The sequence below is a fragment of the Acinetobacter sp. NIPH 542 genome (assembly GCF_000369825.1).
GTDB lineage: Bacteria > Pseudomonadota > Gammaproteobacteria > Pseudomonadales > Moraxellaceae > Acinetobacter > Acinetobacter oleivorans.
In genome coordinates this window covers 196,727-214,910 of sequence record NZ_KB850209.1, presented here as the reverse complement: position 1 = coordinate 214,910, position 18,184 = coordinate 196,727, and the positions used below count along the sequence as shown (strand labels likewise).

Here is an 18,184-nt window from a genome sequence, read left to right as displayed (position 1 = left end):
CCTATTATCTTTTTAAATTATGCTGCTTGATGCATGAAGGCCAAAAAGTGGTTGATATAATGAGTTGCTGTGGTCTGATCGACCTGTGTACCTAACTTTTCCAAACGTTTATAGCCTAAATGCGTCGTCATGTTGATCACCCCATTCAGGGTTTTATCGACAACTAAATTAAATTTTAAACGCTTTTTAGGTTCACGTACTAGGCTTGTTACGCCTAAATCTACAATTTGAATGAGGGTCTCAAAAGCAGCTGCAACACTCTGCATATTACCGTCACGAATTTGCTGCGTAAGGTTTTGAGCTTGTTGTACGAGCTGCAGGGTAACTGGGTAGGTAATATAAACTTGTTGCCCCTGTTCTTTCATCAGAGATGTCATGTAATCGACTAAAGGCAAAAGACGCTCATTTCCAAAAAATGAAACTGACCATGGCATATATTTTCGAAAAGTCTCTAAAACCTGCTGAACCACTTTTTCAGACTCAGCTTGTTGTTTTGGAGACATGGTTGCATTTCCTGACTGTAAAAGCACAGAAAAAACCTGCTCAATAATTTCACAAGAAAGATCAGAGAGTACATCGCCTAAAGGCTTTGCCTGACTTTGACTTATCCCATCATGCAGTTTCTGTCGAATGGTCTCGAATTGGGTATAAGTTGAATCGGAAATTTTCAAAAAAACTTCATAACTCATGAGCAACATCCTTTTTCAATTCGTTTGTAATTTTTGTGCCGTGTGTCTACACGATTAAATTGTGATCCATCTTTCATAAATCTACCGTTTTTTGAAAAAAATACAAAACCGTTTATCTGTTTTCAGCACATTAATTTCGAGGCATTTTTTTGCTACAATAGGTGCAATTTTTTATGCATATTCGATCTAAGCTACTATGACTGACGCTCAAACCGCTCAAAATATTGCGACCACATACGATCCAACCGAGATCGAAAAGAAGTGGTACCAAACGTGGGAAGAACAAGGTTACTTCAAACCTTCTGGTCACGGTGAATCATTCTGTATCATGATTCCGCCACCAAACGTCACAGGTAGTTTGCACATGGGCCATGGCTTTAACAATGCCATTATGGATGCCCTCACCCGTTATAACCGTATGATGGGTAAAAACACTTTGTGGCAACCGGGTACTGACCATGCTGGTATTGCAACGCAAATGGTTGTTGAGCGTCAACTTGGCTTACAAGGTGTGACTCGTCATGACTTAGGCCGTGATAAGTTCATCGAAAAAGTTTGGGAATGGAAAGAGCAATCTGGCGGCACAATTACGAAACAAATTCGTCGCTTAGGTTCATCTGTAGACTGGTCACGTGAACGCTTCACGATGGACGAAGGTCTATCAAACGCAGTTAAAGAAGTATTCGTTCGTTTGCACGAAGACGGTTTAATTTACCGCGGTAAGCGCCTTGTAAACTGGGACCCTAAACTTCAAACAGCACTTTCTGATCTTGAAGTAGAAAGCAAAGAAGAAAAAGGCTCACTTTGGCACTTTAAATATTTCTTTGAAGACAAATCAGTTAAAACTCAAGATGGCAAAGACTATTTAGTCGTTGCAACAACTCGTCCTGAAACATTACTGGGCGATACTGCCGTTGCTGTTCACCCAGAAGATGAACGTTATGCACACCTTGTTGGTAAAAACATTGTATTACCAATTACTGGTCGTTTAATTCCGATCGTTGCTGACGACTACGTTGAAAAAGACTTCGGTACTGGCTGTGTAAAAATCACGCCTGCTCACGACTTTAACGACTATGACTTAGGTAAACGCAATAGCTTGCCAATCATTAATATCTTCAACAAAAACGCCGAAGTTTTAGGTGAGTTTGAATATATTGCAAAAGCGGGCGAACAAATTTCTAAAACTATTACTGCACCTGCGGAATACGCTGGTTTAGAACGTTTTGAAGCACGTAAAAAATTAGTTGCTCAAGCGGAAGCGGAAGGCTGGTTAGATCAAATCCAACCGTATGACTTAAAAGCGCCACGTGGCGACCGTTCAGGCGTAATCATTGAGCCATTACTGACTGACCAATGGTACGTAAAAATTGCGCCGCTTGCGGAGCCTGCAATTGAAGCAGTTCAAGATGGCCGTATTAAGTTTGTTCCAGAGCAGTACAGCAACATGTACATGGCATGGATGCGTGACATTCAAGACTGGTGTATTTCACGTCAGCTTTGGTGGGGTCACCGTATTCCAGCTTGGTACGATGCAAATGGCAATATCTATGTTGGCCGTAACGAAGAAGAAGTACGTGCGAAAAACAACATCGCTGCTGACGTTGAACTTAAACAAGACGAAGACGTTCTTGATACATGGTTCTCATCTGCACTTTGGACATTCTCAACTTTAGGTTGGACTGGCGACGCACAAAAAGATGCAGCAAATGATTTCTTAAAAACTTTCCACCCAACAGATGTGTTGGTGACTGGTTTTGACATCATTTTCTTCTGGGTTGCCCGCATGATTATGATGACCCTGCACTTCATGAAAAATGAAGATGGTTCATCTCAAGTTCCATTTAAGACTGTTTACGTTCACGGCTTGGTACGTGATGGTGAAGGTCAAAAAATGTCGAAGTCTAAAGGTAACGTGCTTGATCCATTAGACTTGATTGACGGTATTGATTTAGAAAGCTTAGTTGCAAAACGTACAACTGGCTTAATGAACCCGAAAGATGCTGCGAAGATTGAAAAATCAACGCGCAAAGAGTTCCCAGAAGGTATTAATGCTTATGGTACTGACGCAGTTCGTTTCACGTTCTGTGCGCTTGCAAACACTGGTCGTGACATCAAGTTCGACTTAAAACGTGTTGAAGGCTACCGTAACTTCTGTAACAAAATCTGGAACGCAACTCGTTTCGTTCTGATGAATGTTGAAGGTCAAACTGTTGGTCAACAAGCTCGCCCTGATCTATGGGAACTTCCAGAACAATGGATTATGAGCCGTCTGCAAAAAGCTGAAGCTGCTGTACACCAAGCATTTGCAACTTACCGTTTAGACCTTGCTGCACAAGCGATTTATGACTTTATCTGGAATGAATACTGTGACTGGTACGTTGAGTTAACTAAACCAGTTCTGAACGATGCAGAAGTTTCAGAAGAGCGTAAAGCTGAAGTACGTCGTGTATTACTTGCTGTAATGGAAGCTTCTTTACGCTTGGCTCATCCGTTAATGCCGTATTTGACAGAAGAAATCTGGCAAACGCTTGCACCAATGCTTGGTCAAGGTGGCCCAACGATTATGACTGCTCAATACCCTATTCCTGAGCAAGCAAAAATCAATGAACAAGCTGAAGCAGACATGCAATGGCTTCAAGGTTTGATTGGCGCAGTACGTAACATTCGCGGTGAATTAGGCTTAGGTAATGCGCGCTTGTTGCCAGTATTACTTCAAAACACATCTGACGCTGAACGTGAACAAATCATTCGTATTGAAGCATTGTTCAAAGCATTGGCTAAAGTTGAAAGCATTGAATTCTTGAATAAAGACCAAGAACCACCTTTGTCTTGCTCTAGCGTTGTTAGCCATGCATCGGTATTTGTACCAATGAAAGGCTTAATTGACCCTAAAGCTGAGCTTGCTCGTTTGCAAAAAGACTTGGATAAAATCCAAAAGCAACACGACCAAATCGCGGGCAAACTTGCAAATGAAGGCTTTGTATCTAAAGCACCAGCAGCAGTTGTTGAAGGTGAAAAAGCGAAGCTTGCTGAGTTTGCTGCTCAGTTAGAGAAAGTTAAGGCGAATATGGAGCAGATTGCTGCGCTTTAAACTTTTTTAGTTAAATGAACCCAGAATCTGTGCAAACAGGTTCTGGGTTTTCTATATTTAAAAATTACTTTTTTTGTAGAATCAGCATATGAAGATGCCATGCTTTTATATAACCATTCAATAAAGGTAAATTTTCATTCATTTCTTTATGAAACAATAAATTAAACTCGCATAAAAACAAATCGGCAATATCTTGATAAGTAAATCCTATAAATTTTTCAGGTTCGCTCATAACCCATTCATCTTGAGTCCCCAATAAATCAGCTACCAGAATTCCGCCTTCAGGAAGCGCATTTATAATTCGTTTAATTACACTATAAAAATAGCTTGGCTCACAAAAGAATAGACTTGATGAGGCAATAATTAAGCTTGCAGACGGGAAATTAAAGTCTTCAAAAGATTCATGATACAAAATAAATTTAGAGTCATCTTTGAATCGCTCAGCACAGACTTTTTGTGCATCAATTGAAATATCAAAAGCATGAACATTAAATCCCTTTGAGAGTAGATAAGCAGATTCATTGCCAGCGCCACAGCCGCAATCTATAGCAATTAAAGGTAAGTTAGGAAAATGACCTAAAGCCTTCTCTAAAATAGGTCTATGTTTAAGTTCTTTTGATAATTGAATAAATTTTTCATTCATAAATCCGATCTTTTAATTTTTATAATTCCCACACTATATTTTATAAAAAATCCAATCTCAACGATTTCTTATTTCAGAAGCTGCCGACCATATCACGGGCAAACTTGCAAATGAAGGCTTTGTATCTAAAGCACCGGCAGCGGTTGTTGAAGGTGAAAAAGCGAAGCTTGCTGAGTTTGCTGCCCAGTTAGAGAAAGTTAAGGCGAATATGGAGCAGATTGCTGCGCTTTAATACAGTAGTTTGATTCAAAAAATCCCCTCTTAGTGAGGGGATTTTTGTTGGAAATAATTACAACTCAGTTCAGAAAGACATATATTTTCAAGCTTTGATATAAACCTATTAGATAACTAAGTCAAATATTGATCAAAAATATAAATTCAATAAAATCTTAACCTATTAATTTAATGTCTTAAAAATATCAATCAATTTTATACACACTAAATAATAGTTTTCCATTTGCAGAGATTGCCCAATATAAGTGATCATTTTTCTGACTTTCTTCTAAAATAATGAATTTATTTTGCTGGCAAACTTGTTCAACTAAACCAATATTTTTTTCTGAACCATACACATTAAAAGAATCATGTCTTTCAAAATCATCATGATCCCTTAGCAATTCAGGTGGTTGAACATAATGAATGTTGGAGTTAAATGTTTTCCAACGTTTTTTTATAGTTGGCTTAATACATTCAACTGTTGAATAGGTAATTTTCTTCTGGCCTTGCAACTGCTTTTTAGATAAAAAATTTACTTTAGTTTTATTATCTAAGGGATAGACTACAATCCAATAACCATCGTCAGATGAATCTAGCCTTTGATAAAAAAATATTGATTTTGTCAGATTAGGAAAGATTTTATGATCATATAAAATACTATTTTTCAATCTTTTCTTATTTAAACTCTCTTCAAAAAAATTATCCGCCATACATACTAAAAAAATTATTACAATTAAAAAACTTACAATTGAAATAAAGACATAAATTACTAACATTAAAATTATACTTAAAAAATTTTTTAGCATAAAAACTCAACTTCAAAACTAGAAAAGGCCCCCATAGGCCTAATTTCTTACAGCTATATTAAATAGCCCCCAATTTTTTAAAATTCCCCAAATCATCACTACTAATCTCACAGCACCATATAAATTCTGAAAGTTAATTATTGGTGTTATTAATTAATAATTTTAGAGAGTTTGCCAAAGAAACTAAAGCATCCCATGCCCCAACAACATCTCTATTCCACTCACTTTTTTCATATGCTTTAAACGTTCCTTTTCCCACTTCACCTGCTGCTTTAGCTCAGCACAGTCAGCATCTACAGTTTTATAAACATCACTAATGTGTACATGCTCTGCTTTTACATTCTTGGCTAACTGAAAAGAGTCCAAAATCTCAGCAATTTGACTTTCAAGCTGCTGACTTTGTGCATCTAAAGCAAGTTTATAAAACCGCAACTGCTCAGCAGATAGTTCTTTAGCGCCTAGCCCTTTATTCTGTTCAAGCTGTAACTGGAGTTTGAGTAAATAAAACAAATCCTGCTTTTCATAGGCCTGACTTGCCTGTTGAAACAATTCGGTTTTTTCTTCTTTTTTGGTTTCATCTTGCTCACGGTCTGGGTGAATCATCGCAGCAATTTTTAAATAAACTGTTTTTAACGACTGCGTTGCCATTTGCTCGGCTTGTTCACGTTTCTGTTGCTGTCTTTGCTGTTTGGCTTGTTCTCGCGCTTGTTGTTGCTCGGCAGCATATCGCTCAAAGTCTTCTTCTAACTCTGCACTTTGCTCAGCACTTTCATCATATTCAGATTTTATTGGCTGAACTTTTTTATTCTTTTTTACCGACTCCCCCGCATGTTGCTGATAAAAGGTATCAATCTGCTTCACCAACTCTAACTGTTCAGCAGATAGCATTTTGGAGCGCTTCAACATTTGTGCAAGCTGGGCAATTTTTTCATCTAATTGTTGCATGTCTGCTTTGGAAAACTCATGGCTATGCAACATATTCCAGAGTTGCTCTAACTGTTGAAATAAGACCTCGTGCAAATCGCCATACACAGGCATCAGTTTTTGGCGTATGTGCTGTTGAATCTCAGCTTGTGCATTTTGCCATGTGCTCAGGCTAACTTTTTGTTGCTCTATTTTATCAATCAGGCGATTCATTTTTTTCTGCTGTGCAGATGGTTCAGACCTTTGCTGTAAGCTGACTTTAAGATCAAAGGACATACTCATCTACCTGAAAAAGAAAAAAGTGTAGCAATAATCAGATGAGTAAGGTAGCAAAGCATTCTTTAAGTCAGAATCAGCCTATTCATTTTTAGAAAATAAAATGCGACTTAACTAAAGTTTATACATTAAGAGATCCACCAAATCACTAATGGCAAAGTCACGGCAGCACATAAAGTTTGGAAGCTAATCACAGCTGCCATGAGCTGACTATCGCCACCCAAAACTTTGGTTAAAATGTATGATGCAGAAGCAGTCGGTAATGCAAAGAAAATGACTAAAATTTGTGTTTGTAAGCTTGGTAAACCAAACCACATGCAGACCGCGTAAGCCAAAGCAGGCACTGCTAAAAGTCGTGCAAACGTGTCTACTGCCAATACCACAATGTCTTTTTTAATTTGCATAAACTGTAAAGCTGCACCCACGCATAACAAACCCAAAGGCAAACTCGACAATGAAAAAAGCTTAATAAATTGAGTAAAGCCTTCCCAAATAGGAATATGAAGCGCATTTACTGCGGCCCCGACTACACACGATGCAATTAAAGGGTTTTTAAGCAGTGCAATCAAAACAGGTTTAATTGCCATGTGTTCTTTAGAGGTGAGAGCAAGCACCGAAATAATGTTCACAAGCGGAATGCAAAGCGCCAATAAAATTGCCAGAATTGCCATTCCTTCACTTTTAAAAAGCGAAGTCACTAAAGCCAAACCAATATAGGTATTAAAGCGAACCATACTTTGTACATGTACACCAAAACGTGCAGGCGGTATGTGCCAAAACATTCGAAGTATGTATAAAAAGACGGTTACTGCCAAAACCACAATCAACATCGCAATAATGGCTGTACTTAAGCTCTGTAAGTCAATTTTTGCGGTTGATAACGTACTAAAAAGCAAAGCAGGAAATAAAATATAGTAATTGAGCTTCTCTGCCCCAGCCCAAAACTCATCGCTAAAAAAACGATATTTTTTAAATAAGTATCCCGATGCAATTAATGCAACTAAAGGAAAAAGAGATAAAACAATGCTATTCATTTCTTTACTCGAGTTTTGTGGGGGCTTGCTGTTTGGCAACTACCTTGGCTTACTCATATATTAAAGATAATGAGAACTCATGATAAAATGAGTTTTTGCTCATAACAAATACAACATGACATTTACCCAGCTTGAAATTTTCGCACTCATTGCCGAACTGAAAAGTTTTACAGCTACCGCAGAAAAGCTGGGAATTTCACAGTCGGCAGTTTCCCATGCACTTAAATCATTAGAACAACAATGGGGCATTAACCTGATTTCAAGAACCCAGAGTGATATTGAGCTCACCACAACAGGTCAGCAGCTACTTACTCATGTAAAAGAGTTATTGAGTATTTCCGATACATTAGAAAAAGAAGTGGCAGCCATCCACGGTTTAAACGAAGGCACATTACGTATCGGCTCTTTTGGGGCATCATCATCTATTTATCTATTGCCTGAAATTTTAGAAACCTTTCGGCAGCGCTATCCTAAAATCGAAATTTATATTGATGAAGGTGAAGATAAAGAAGTTGCTCAGTGGTTATTAGAACGGCGCATAGAGGTTGGTTTTTTGATTATGCCAGATGAGCGTTTTGATACATTCCCTCTAATTGAAGATCGTTTTGTTGCCTTAATTCCCAATCAATTTCCACTCGCGCAACAACTCTATATTGATCCAGCACAACTAGAAAACTGTCCTTTCATCATGACAATGGCTGGGAGTCGATATCAGGTCGAATTAATTTTAAAAAACTTTAATGTGAAACCAGACATCAAATTTTATGTGTCACAAATTTTAAGTATCGTTAGCATGGTTCACAACCAATTAGGGGTGTCTATTGTGTCTGATATGGTCATCACCAAAGAGTTACTCTCACTTTATCCAAACGTAGTTAAACGCCCTTTTAAACCGAACCTTAAACGTTCGATTGGTCTCGCAGTCAAAAATAAAAAGCACATGAGTCCCGCTGTGAAAGCATTTATTGAAGTTGCCCAATCGGTTTGGTCAAATCATTAAATGATTACGAATAATTTTTAGGAATTTGATAACGAACTTTTTCAGGTCAATTTATAAGCGCATTAGATGACTTGTAACGTAAAAAGCGCCATAACCGCCCTATCTTAACCAAACCAACGCACCATTTATCGCCAAAAACCACTTTTCCAATTCAAATTGGTGCACTTATTGCATATTCACTTTTATGCAATTGAGTTTGTTTCGACAAACTTAGGTTTTTAGATTCCTTAAATCTATTTTGGTGCAATTTACAGACCCAGATTTGTTCCAAAATGGGATTTAGCACTTTTTTCGAGCATGCTATGCAAAATGTAGATCTATTTTTCTTATTACTTGGTGCTGTTTTGGTTCTTGCCATGCACGCAGGTTTTGCATTCTTGGAACTTGGTACGGTTCGCCATAAAAATCAGGTGAACGCACTTAGTAAAATTCTGACTGACTTTGCCCTTTCTGCAATCGCATATTTCTTTGTTGGCTACTACATTTCCTATGGTCAGCACTTCTTCCATGATGGCACAAGCCTCGCAAGTGATCATGGCTACAACTTAATGCGTTGCTTCTTTTTACTGACGTTTGCTGCGGCTATTCCTGCCATTATTTCGGGTGGTATTGCTGAACGTGCAAAAATGCGTTCACAAGCAATTGCGACACTCGCTTTAGTTGCACTGGTTTATCCATTTTTCGAAGGCATGGTCTGGAATGGTAACTACGGTCTGCAAAAATGGTTAGAAGTAACTTTTGGTGCAGCTTTTCATGACTTTGCAGGTTCAGTCGTGGTGCATGCTATGGGTGGTTGGATTGCACTTGCTGCCGTGATTTTATTGGGTGCACGTTCTGGTCGTTATAAGAAAGATGGCCGTGTAAGTGCTCATCCGCCATCTTCTATTCCATTTTTAGCGCTCGGTTCATGGATTTTAATTGTCGGCTGGTTTGGCTTTAATGTGATGAGTGCACAGCGTGTTGATGCTATTTCTGGTCTGGTTGCCATTAACTCACTCATGGCTATGGTCGGCGGAACCATTACAGCAAATGCGATTGGGAAAAATGACCCTGGTTTCTTACATAACGGACCACTTGCGGGCTTAGTTGCAATCTGTGCGGGTTCTGACATTGTTCATCCAGTCAGTGCGCTTGTTATTGGTGGTGCAGCTGGTGCAATGTTCGTGTATCTATTCACCTACACCCAAAACAAGCTTAAAGTTGATGATGTGCTGGGTGTATGGCCCTTACACGGCGTATGTGGCGCATTTGGTGGTATTGCAGTGGGTTTATTTGGTCAAAAGTGGCTTGGTGGTTTAGGCGGTGTATCTTTTGCTTCACAGCTCATTGGCACAGTACTTGCGATTGCTATTGCGCTCGCTGGCGGCTTTATTGTTTACGGCTTACTCAAAGCAACTATTGGCATTCGTTTATCTCAAGAAGATGAGTTTAGAGGTGCGGATTTATCTATTCATAAAATTTCTGCAAATTCTGAAGAAGGCATGTTCTAATTCAACAGCTGATAAGCAGGATCAAAATATCCTGCTTATCATTAAGTTTTAAAGTCCTTAACTACTCAAATTAATTAAAAAAAAATTCCAAATAAATAATATATATCTATGAATCATCAATATTATTTTTTAAGTCGCAACTTTATTTCAACATTAAATTTTGTTTAGTTTAAGAACAATTTAAGTTTTATTTTATGTAATGCCTTCAACTCACACTCAAATTGATGTTGCATGGCAATGAACCAACAAAAACAATTTTTTCAACTTCAGCTTATTTTTCTTGCCCTTAGTTTTTTTATAATTTTATTTATATTTCCAGTGGGTGGGAAAATTGATATGTATTTCATCCAGCCTTGGATGGATTCAACGGGTCATTTCTTTAATCGGGACAATTGGTACCTTGTCAGAGTTAACCATGAAATCGTAAAACAGATCATTACCACCGTTTATGTGATCTTTTTATTTCTGTGGATTGCGTCATTTAAAGTAGAAAAATTGAAGCTTTATCGCTGGCAATATGGCTATATGTTTTTTGTGAGCATGATTGGTAGCGGTGTAGTTGGCCTATTAAAATCGCAATCTGCTCACGCTTGCCCTTGGAACATGGTTCATCCGACTGCTTTAAGTTATGTATGGGACTTTACCGCTACGCATGGCCATTGTTTTCCAGGTGGTCACGCAAGTGCAGGCTTTATTTTAATGACAGGCTTTTTTGTTTATCGCCTTGAGCAACCTAAACGTGCCTATTTTTATCTGATCGCTGGCATTATCTTAGGCTTTCTAATGGGCTGGGGACAAATGATGCGTGGCGCCCATTTCCTGAGCCACAATTTATGGACAGGCTGGATCGTTTGGGCAGTGAATATTCTATTTTATAAAATATGTATTCACCGCTTTGAGTTTGAAAAACGAATCAAACAAGAGCTTGCTTAAATCAAGTTCTTGCTTCATGAATATGTAGAGCTTTAGGCAATTTAACTAAAACTGAAAGTCCGCCAAGCTCTAAGCTTCGATCTAGTGTCAAAGTTCCACCTAAACGCTGAGTCGCTCGGTCAACAATTGATAAACCTAAACCACTACCCACTTCAAGGTGGTGGTGTACACGATAAAAACGTTTTAAAACTTTATCGTAATGTTCAGGGTCAATCCCTGCACCGCTATCTTCAATTTGTATACACGCATCGCCATCTTTAGCAGTAAAGACTGAGATGTTAATCATTCCTTCATGAGGCGTGTATTTAATTGCATTATCAATTAAGTTAAAAATAATTGAGTGTACTGTTGGCTCAACACTATGCATTTCAATAGGTTCATTACGGACAAACCCTAGGTCAATATCTTTTTGCATAGCTAAATTAACCAGCTGCTCAACACAGTTTAAAGCGACATCATTGAGTTGAAAAGTTCTGGTCGGTTCAATCACACTTAAAGAGACATCTTGCTTAGCCAAAGCCAAAAGCTGGGTAACCAAATGCTGAATACGCGCTAATCCTTTACTCAAGTTTTGCAACGCTTCATGCTCAGGAAACTGACTGATTAAAATCTTGGTTTGTAAATTTAGAGCTGTGACAGGAGTTCGTAATTCATGAGCAGCATCTGCAATAAATTGTTTTTGCTCATTTTGAGCTTTAGAAATACGCTCAAACAAACGGTTCATTTCATCAATAGTTGGCAATAACTCTTGAGGATAGTCCGAAACTTCAATGGGAGTTAACTCTTCCGAATCACGTTCCTTCAGCTCATTTTTAAAGTCATCTATCGGCTTTAGGCCTCGACCAATAATTGCAGCCAAAGCAAAAATTGCAAATGGCAGAATAATTAAATATGGAATGAACATACTTCCTGCAAGTTCCCAAGCGAAAGCTTCACGAACTCGTTCTTGTTGACTAACCTGAATCTGGTAATCTTTTAAAGGCAAAACATAAGTTCGCACTACGCCTTGGCTAGTTTTATGAGAGTAAAAACCAGCTTGTGTAACAGGTGCAACCAACAGATGTAAACTGTGAGATAAATGAGCCTGATCCTTATAGGCCCAAATATCTAAAAACAAATCTTCTTCATGATAAGTTTTATGTAAATCAAACTTACTACTTACTGTTCTTAAAGGATACTCAGCTGTTCGTTCTGCTAAATACTGCATTTGAGTATCTAAAATTTCATCAACTTCTTGAAGTGCAACCTTATACGCACTAAAAATTAATATACAACCTAAGATGACACTGAAAATTGAGGTGCCCCAAATCAGTCGTTTCTTTAATGAATAATGCACTTTTATAAAGTTCCAAAATTGAAGTGAGGATTACCCTAAACGGTAACCCAACCCTCGAATAGTTCGAATAAAGTCTTTTCCAAGTTTAGCTCTCAAGTGATGTACATATACTTCAATCGTATTACTGGTCACTTCACTATCGAAATCATATAACTTATCTTCAAGATTTGCTTTAGAAAAGATTTTATTTGGATGGCTCATTAAAGGAATAAGAATCGCCCATTCACGGTTCGACAAATCAATACGCTGGCCTTTAAAGGTTGCAATATGTTGTTCAACATTTAAAACCAGATCGCCATTTTGTAAAAGTTGCTCATGATTCGCAAGTTGAGCTTCTACTCCAGTACGGCGCAATAGCGCATGAATACGGGCAAGTAACTCATCGAACTCGTATGGTTTAATTAAGTAATCATCTGCACCGTGGTTTAATCCATCCACGCGGTTTTGCAACTGGTCTCGTGCCGAAATGATTAAAACTGGAGTGACAGCTCTTTGACGGATTTGCTTTAAAACCTGCATGCCATCCATCATCGGCAAACCTAAGTCTAATAAAATGATATCAAACTTATTTTTAGCTAATTGAGCCAGACCATCCAAGCCATTATTGACCCACTCCACCTCAAATTGATGATATTGCAGCAACGTTATTGTTGACTCAGCAATCATAAAATCATCTTCAATCATTAAGATTTTTGTCATGTTCTAGGCTCGCTTTAATTCACATGGGCACATGAGTGCAACATGTCCAGTTGAGGGTTAATGACCTGAGTTTTCACATCCAGCATACTTAACAAACTTGGGAATAAATTATCCTGACTTAACTTTTGTTTCGTTTGTTGGCCTAAACAACTCACTTGCGCAAGATTGTGCTGTTTCCAGTTATCAGAGAACCACATAATCATTGGTACATGTGTTTGTTGAGTCGGTGCAATTGCATAAGGTGAACCATGTAAATATAAACCATGTTCGCCAGTTGATTCGCCATGATCAGATAAATACCATAAACCTGTTTGATATTTCGATACTTCTTTTAAATTATTAATCATCTGACTTAATACATGGTCTGTATATACGATTGAATTATCATAGCTATTTATTAATTCGGTTGGAGAACAACCCTGTATCGCATTAGTATCGCAAGTCGGTTTAAACTTTTGATATTCCACAGGTGCACGCTTGTAATAGGCTGGGCCATGACTGCCGACTTGATGTAAAACAATTAAACGTGGACGCGTGTCTTCTTTAGGAATAGTAGCTAAATATTCATTTAAGCTATCAATTAAAATACCATCAAGACATTCGCCATCTTTACACCATTTTTGCTTTAACTTTTCTGGAATTTGATATTGCTCAACACGATCACATGCGCCTTTACAACCAGAATTGTTATCAATCCAAGTCACCTGATAACCCGCACGCTTTGCAATATCTAATAGGCCTTCACGATGACTTGCTAATTGCTCATCATAGTCAACACGTGGCATGCCCGAGAACATGCATGGAACTGAAACAGCGGTTGCTGTACCACATGAACTTACCTGAGAGAAATTCAAAATATCTTGTTTAGAAAGCTCTGGATTCGTATTTTTAGCATACCCATTGAGTGAAAAACTCTCCGCACGAGCTGTCTCACCGACAACCAGCACCATTAATTTAGGCAGGTTCTTTTGTACTGACTGAACCTGATGAGCATCTTGACCATAATGTATTAATGGTAAGTTCTTCTTAGGTGCCTTTTTATGATAATAAGACATCAAAGAAGAAATAGTGTTTTGAGGAGAAATCATGCCTTTTAAATCACGATGTTCCCGAAAAATAGCTGCAAAATCCACATAATATGTAAAAAGCAGAATACCAACAATTGCAAAAGAAGCGATAATTGAACCGACTTTTTTCAACAACAAATGGGATATTTTTTCTTTTTTAAGTTTTACTTGAGTAATCAAAAAAATAGGTAAAACAACAAAGAAAACTGTCCAAAGTCCAAAACGTAATGAAACTAGATCAGAAACTTCAGATACATCTGTTTGTATCATATTTTGAATCTGATCAGGCGAGATGATTACACCTAACGTATTTACAAAGTAAGAGCTAAAACCACCAATGAAAACCAGCAAAATTGCAAAAAGTTTGGCCGTCCATTTCCAGTTTAAAATTTGTAAAAGCGCATAATACGCAGCAACAACAATAAGCACTGTAGCAGCTAAAAATAGAATAGCCTTTACTCCAAAATATGGAGTCAAAAGATGTACTTTGTTATAAAAACCAATATTTAAAACTGCACCTAACCAAATGGCGATAATGAAATTAAACATAAACAGTGAAATCTGTTTATTTTTTAAGGTAGAAAAAAAATTCAGCATCTTGGGGGAACTACAATCTTTTTATGATGCTTTACTGTAGAAATTGAAACTTAAAAATGACTTAAATAAAAAATGATCTAATACATAAATCTTAAAAAATACTTATTTCAAAATTTTTCTAATAAAAAGACGAGGTTAAATTTAACCTCGTCTTTTTTGATTTTTAACTAAATATTGTTCTTAGAAACTATATTTAGCCATTAAACCAACACGGTTATCTTTGTAGTCATCACCAGCAAAGGTTTCACGTTTACCGTTGACATATTCAATACCCAAGTCAATTGGTTTAACTGGTGAGTAAATTACGTTAAGCCATGCTTGCTGAACTTTCTCATTTGCAGTCGTACTTCCAGATTTTACAGCTGCTTTTGCATAGTCAGTACCGTCATCAGCGAATTGAGCACCATACGCTAAAGTAGCACGTAAGTTAGGTAAAATCTTATAAGTTCCACCCACTTGTACTGCTACAAATTCATTTTGTTCAATATTATCATTAACTAAAGTATAAGCAGAATTACTACCATATAAGTAGTTACTGTTACCTACAACATAAGATGCATCAGCAAAAAGTTTTAAAGGATCAGATACTTTAAAGTCGGTACCAGCAGCAACACCCCATCCTGTTTGGTCATCACCTTTATCTGATTTATAGTTTTCAACAAAAGCTCGAGCAGAAGCATTACCATTACCTGCAGCGTAGCCTTGAGTAATTTTAGCTGTTAATACAGGTAATCTGTATTTAACTGAGTCACCTGTTGCCGAACTATTCCCTTCTTCTGCTGAAACAAATAACTGAGTTGCAGGAGCTAATTTATAGTTATAACGTACTTGTGGAATACGCGTTGTACCACCACCAATGTTGGTCGAGAAATCGATCATTTCTGGTGCATGGCTAGACAAGAAGTTAGACGTTGTTTGACCAAACAACCAGTTGTTATACGTTAAGTAAGCATGACGAATACGTACGTTTTCAGATTTGTTATTGTCACTACTTGCAAAGTCTAATTCAATTTTACCGCCTACTTTTGCACCACTTACAGGAGCAGTAAAATCTAAACCAAGACGTGTGGTTTTAGCAGTCGCACGCAATTTATCTTTTGCTTCACCAGTTGACTTACTTGCATCAGCAAAGTCACCGTCCGCACCTTCAATAATATAGTTAGCGTCGCCACGAACAAAACCATATAGGTTCACATCAGCACCAGCTTTAGATTTTAATGATGCTAAAGGCGAAACTGGTGCAGCAACTGGTTGTGCTTTCACTTCAGCTAACTGTACTTGCTGTTGTTGCTGTACTTGCTGTTGTTGTTGCTGCACTTGGCTTTGTTGTTGAATTAAAGCTTTTAAAGCCTCAACTTCTTTACGAAGCTGTTGAATTTCCGCTTTGTCGGAAGTCGCAGCATGTGCCCCACTCATCATTAAAGCTGTAACTGTAAGAGCTAAACTTTTAACAACGAAAGATTTACGATTAAGGAATAGATCCATCAAAAACTCCAAAAAATATATTTTATGTTGCCTATCCATGCCAAGTTGATTTACGCCATTAAATTAAGGGGCTAAAAAATCAACTCTCCTCCACTTTGGTTACATTAATTTTATTACCGCAACCAAAACCAATTTCAACGTTATGCAAGACCAAAACCAATAACCAAAGACATAAAAAACATACTTTGACTTACAGATTTTTACCTTAACTTCATGTTGTAACGAATCCTACACAACTCTCTTATCTTATAGAATGATTAAATCGTTATTTCATTATTCTTTTTTAGACTTTAGGCTAATATCCAATCTACTTGAACATTTTTCTACCCATTTTAATTGATTCACATGATTTTTCTTGTTAACGAAATCCATTTTTACTCCAGTTAGCTTCCATTTGCTACCCAAACAAGATGGCACAATTAATAGAGCATTTAAATAGCTAAAAACATACATTTTTAAAAACATAGACAAAGGTAGTAGATTATGACTAGATCACTCCTTAATCGATATTAAATTTCTTTATTTCATTTAGTTAACATTATTTTTCTTGTAGTTTTGCATGTTTCCAGAGAGAAATAGGGAGCAAAGTAACAGTGCCAATAATGACAATAGCTATCAAATAATGGAAATAACCGAAAGCATCTCCAAACACACCACTCAAGCTATAAAGCCCCCCACTCACAGTCGCCATGACTGAAACCTGAAAGGTAAAATCTGTACCTGCATATTCTTTTCGACTGTAGTGCATGACTAAGGTCAACATAACCACCAACAACATGGCCGAGAATGCGTCCTCTAAAGCATTGACTGTATAGATAGCCCAGATATTGAGTTGAATTTTCTGTTCGTAAGCATAAGCTAAATAGGCATAGGCAGCTAAACTCATGATTTTAAATACTGAAAAAATAATTAAAGTAGTGGGTCTAGAGAAATATTTAAGCACTCCACCAGCGATTGCTGCCCCTGCCAGTGCTGCCACTGCACCGAGCATAGTGATATAAACGCCAATTTGAGTAAAACTTAGCCCCATATCGACCATTAAAGGTTTAAGTAATGGTCCAGCTAAACCATCTGCTACTTTAAAAGTAATAAGGACAACTAACCAAGAACGAAGCTCTTTATTTTGAGAGAAATAACTCAAGTAGGCTTTAATCTTTATGACTAAATTTTGCTGGCTAGGTTTAAGTTGATGACCTGAATAACCTGCATGTTTAGGTTCTTTAAATAATAAAACGGGTAAAGTATTTAAAAACACTAAGGCTGCTAATAACAGGAAAGTGGGTTGCCATGTTAACCAGTCTAAACACCAGAGTACGGCACCTCCACCGACAATAAAACCGAGTCGGGAACCAACCACCTGAAATGTATTTCCCCAATGTTGCTGGTCATGCTTTAACAAATTGACGGCCAAAGCATCGGTCGCAATATCTTGTGTTGCCCCAGTTAAGTTCATTAAAAGAAGCGAAATAAAAAAGGCAAATAAATAAAGAGATTGGTCTAAAGCCTGAATAGGGAAAAAAGACAAAATACACAGCACACCTACCGTCAAAAACTGAGTAGGTAAAATCCAACTACGATAGTGCCCCAAACGAGAAAGTGCATGTCGATCAACCCACGGCGCCCAAAAGATCTTAATTGACCAAGGCAACATAAGCAGCCCAAAACCACCAATATGAGCGAGTGACACACCTTGTGCCCTTAAAATAACAGGTAAAGCATGGGTCATAAAACCGACAGGTAGCCCTTGTGCCCAATATAAGGAAAATAGCAGAAGATAAAGCTTTTGCTGCCGAAACATATATACCTACTTTTTATTTCTTTAATGAGGAATAACATCAAATGTCATGTTGTTCTTACATTTTGCCAATGAAGCATATATTTCAAAAGATTAAGAT

14 protein-coding genes and 2 pseudogenes are annotated in these 18,184 nt (G+C 37.6%); 5 read left to right on the top strand and 11 right to left on the bottom strand.

The genetic code is table 11. From position 1 onward, the window contains the following. Positions 1 to 17: 17 nt before the first annotated feature. Positions 18 to 689: a hypothetical protein gene (locus tag F886_RS19250; RefSeq protein ID WP_005309979.1), complete on the bottom strand. Its 672-nt coding sequence runs from the start codon at positions 687 to 689 to the stop codon at positions 18 to 20. Between the two features lie 196 nt (positions 690 to 885). On the opposite strand from F886_RS19250, the gene F886_RS19245 reads away from it, so the two are divergent. Further along, positions 886 to 3,783: a valine--tRNA ligase gene (locus tag F886_RS19245; RefSeq protein WP_005309976.1), complete on the top strand. Its 2,898-nt coding sequence runs from the start codon at positions 886 to 888 to the stop codon at positions 3,781 to 3,783. Between the two features lie 64 nt (positions 3,784 to 3,847). Here the strand turns inward: F886_RS19245 and F886_RS19240 are convergent, their stop codons facing one another. Continuing rightward, positions 3,848 to 4,426, bottom strand: a complete 579-nt coding sequence (locus tag F886_RS19240) for a methyltransferase domain-containing protein (RefSeq protein WP_005309973.1) — start codon at positions 4,424 to 4,426, stop codon at positions 3,848 to 3,850. Positions 4,427 to 4,511: 85 nt separating this feature from the next. Here F886_RS19240 and F886_RS20715 point away from each other — a divergent pair. Next, positions 4,512 to 4,658 (top strand): annotated as a pseudogene (locus F886_RS20715) (hypothetical protein); the annotation flags it as partial. Positions 4,659 to 4,845: 187 nt separating this feature from the next. Here F886_RS20715 and F886_RS19235 read toward each other — a convergent pair. From F886_RS19235 to F886_RS19225, 3 genes are all read right to left on the bottom strand, one after another. Beyond that, positions 4,846 to 5,448 carry a hypothetical protein gene (locus tag F886_RS19235; protein ID WP_005309970.1) on the bottom strand — a complete coding sequence of 201 codons (603 nt, stop codon included), beginning with the start codon at positions 5,446 to 5,448 and terminating at the stop codon, positions 4,846 to 4,848. A gap of 183 nt (positions 5,449 to 5,631) precedes the next feature. After that, positions 5,632 to 6,648 (bottom strand): hypothetical protein, encoded by a 1,017-nt coding sequence (locus F886_RS19230; protein ID WP_005309967.1) that lies wholly within the window; start codon positions 6,646 to 6,648, stop codon positions 5,632 to 5,634. 128 nt (positions 6,649 to 6,776) lie between these two features. Continuing rightward, on the bottom strand, positions 6,777 to 7,682 hold the full coding sequence (locus F886_RS19225) for an AEC family transporter (RefSeq protein ID WP_005309964.1): 906 nt from the start codon (positions 7,680 to 7,682) through the stop codon (positions 6,777 to 6,779). A 115-nt stretch (positions 7,683 to 7,797) separates the two neighbouring features. Between F886_RS19225 and F886_RS19220 the strand changes: the two genes are divergently transcribed. The 3 genes and pseudogenes from F886_RS19220 (at position 7,798) to F886_RS19210 (ending at position 11,105) form a co-directional block, all read left to right on the top strand. Beyond that, positions 7,798 to 8,682, top strand: coding sequence for a LysR family transcriptional regulator (locus F886_RS19220; RefSeq protein WP_005309962.1), 885 nt, complete (start codon positions 7,798 to 7,800; stop codon positions 8,680 to 8,682). 302 nt (positions 8,683 to 8,984) lie between these two features. Continuing rightward, entirely contained in the window at positions 8,985 to 10,172 is a 1,188-nt protein-coding gene (locus F886_RS19215; protein WP_005309960.1) for an ammonium transporter, read from the top strand. Between the two features lie 224 nt (positions 10,173 to 10,396). Further along, positions 10,397 to 11,105, top strand: a pseudogene (locus F886_RS19210) (phosphatase PAP2 family protein). A 1-nt stretch (position 11,106) separates the two neighbouring features. Here the strand turns inward: F886_RS19210 and F886_RS19205 are convergent. The 6 genes from F886_RS19205 to F886_RS19180 form a co-directional block, all read right to left on the bottom strand. Further along, positions 11,107 to 12,441: a two-component system sensor histidine kinase PmrB gene (locus tag F886_RS19205; RefSeq protein ID WP_005309951.1), complete on the bottom strand. Its 1,335-nt coding sequence runs from the start codon at positions 12,439 to 12,441 to the stop codon at positions 11,107 to 11,109. A 30-nt stretch (positions 12,442 to 12,471) separates the two neighbouring features. Further along, positions 12,472 to 13,140, bottom strand: coding sequence for a DNA-binding response regulator PmrA (locus F886_RS19200; RefSeq protein WP_005309947.1), 669 nt, complete (start codon positions 13,138 to 13,140; stop codon positions 12,472 to 12,474). Between the two features lie 14 nt (positions 13,141 to 13,154). Further along, positions 13,155 to 14,804 carry a phosphoethanolamine transferase gene (locus F886_RS19195; RefSeq protein WP_005309944.1) on the bottom strand — a complete coding sequence of 550 codons (1,650 nt, stop codon included), beginning with the start codon at positions 14,802 to 14,804 and terminating at the stop codon, positions 13,155 to 13,157. Positions 14,805 to 14,984: 180 nt separating this feature from the next. After that, complete coding sequence (locus tag F886_RS19190; RefSeq protein ID WP_005309941.1) at positions 14,985 to 16,289, bottom strand: DcaP family trimeric outer membrane transporter; 1,305 nt, start codon at positions 16,287 to 16,289, stop codon at positions 14,985 to 14,987. Positions 16,290 to 16,562: 273 nt separating this feature from the next. Continuing rightward, complete coding sequence (locus F886_RS19185) at positions 16,563 to 16,754, bottom strand: hypothetical protein (protein ID WP_034591627.1); 192 nt, start codon at positions 16,752 to 16,754, stop codon at positions 16,563 to 16,565. Positions 16,755 to 16,827: 73 nt separating this feature from the next. Further along, a complete protein-coding gene (locus F886_RS19180; RefSeq protein WP_005309938.1) occupies positions 16,828 to 18,087 on the bottom strand; it encodes an MFS transporter in 1,260 nt (419 codons plus the stop codon). Between the last annotated feature and the right edge of the window lie 97 nt (positions 18,088 to 18,184).

Coding starts and splice junctions, on each gene's coding strand:
- F886_RS19220 (WP_005309962.1), top strand. CDS start 7,798: ATGACATTTACCCAGCTTGAAATTTTCGCACTCATTGCCGAACTGAAA.
- F886_RS19195 (WP_005309944.1), bottom strand. CDS start 14,804: ATGCTGAATTTTTTTTCTACCTTAAAAAATAAACAGATTTCACTGTTT.
- F886_RS19200 (WP_005309947.1), bottom strand. CDS start 13,140: ATGACAAAAATCTTAATGATTGAAGATGATTTTATGATTGCTGAGTCA.
- F886_RS19185 (WP_034591627.1), bottom strand. CDS start 16,754: ATGTTTTTAAAAATGTATGTTTTTAGCTATTTAAATGCTCTATTAATT.
- F886_RS19235 (WP_005309970.1), bottom strand. CDS start 5,448: ATGCTAAAAAATTTTTTAAGTATAATTTTAATGTTAGTAATTTATGTC.
- F886_RS19190 (WP_005309941.1), bottom strand. CDS start 16,289: ATGGATCTATTCCTTAATCGTAAATCTTTCGTTGTTAAAAGTTTAGCT.
- F886_RS19215 (WP_005309960.1), top strand. CDS start 8,985: ATGCAAAATGTAGATCTATTTTTCTTATTACTTGGTGCTGTTTTGGTT.
- F886_RS19240 (WP_005309973.1), bottom strand. CDS start 4,426: ATGAATGAAAAATTTATTCAATTATCAAAAGAACTTAAACATAGACCT.
- F886_RS19180 (WP_005309938.1), bottom strand. CDS start 18,087: ATGTTTCGGCAGCAAAAGCTTTATCTTCTGCTATTTTCCTTATATTGG.
- F886_RS19230 (WP_005309967.1), bottom strand. CDS start 6,648: ATGTCCTTTGATCTTAAAGTCAGCTTACAGCAAAGGTCTGAACCATCT.
- F886_RS19250 (WP_005309979.1), bottom strand. CDS start 689: ATGAGTTATGAAGTTTTTTTGAAAATTTCCGATTCAACTTATACCCAA.
- F886_RS19245 (WP_005309976.1), top strand. CDS start 886: ATGACTGACGCTCAAACCGCTCAAAATATTGCGACCACATACGATCCA.
- F886_RS19225 (WP_005309964.1), bottom strand. CDS start 7,682: ATGAATAGCATTGTTTTATCTCTTTTTCCTTTAGTTGCATTAATTGCA.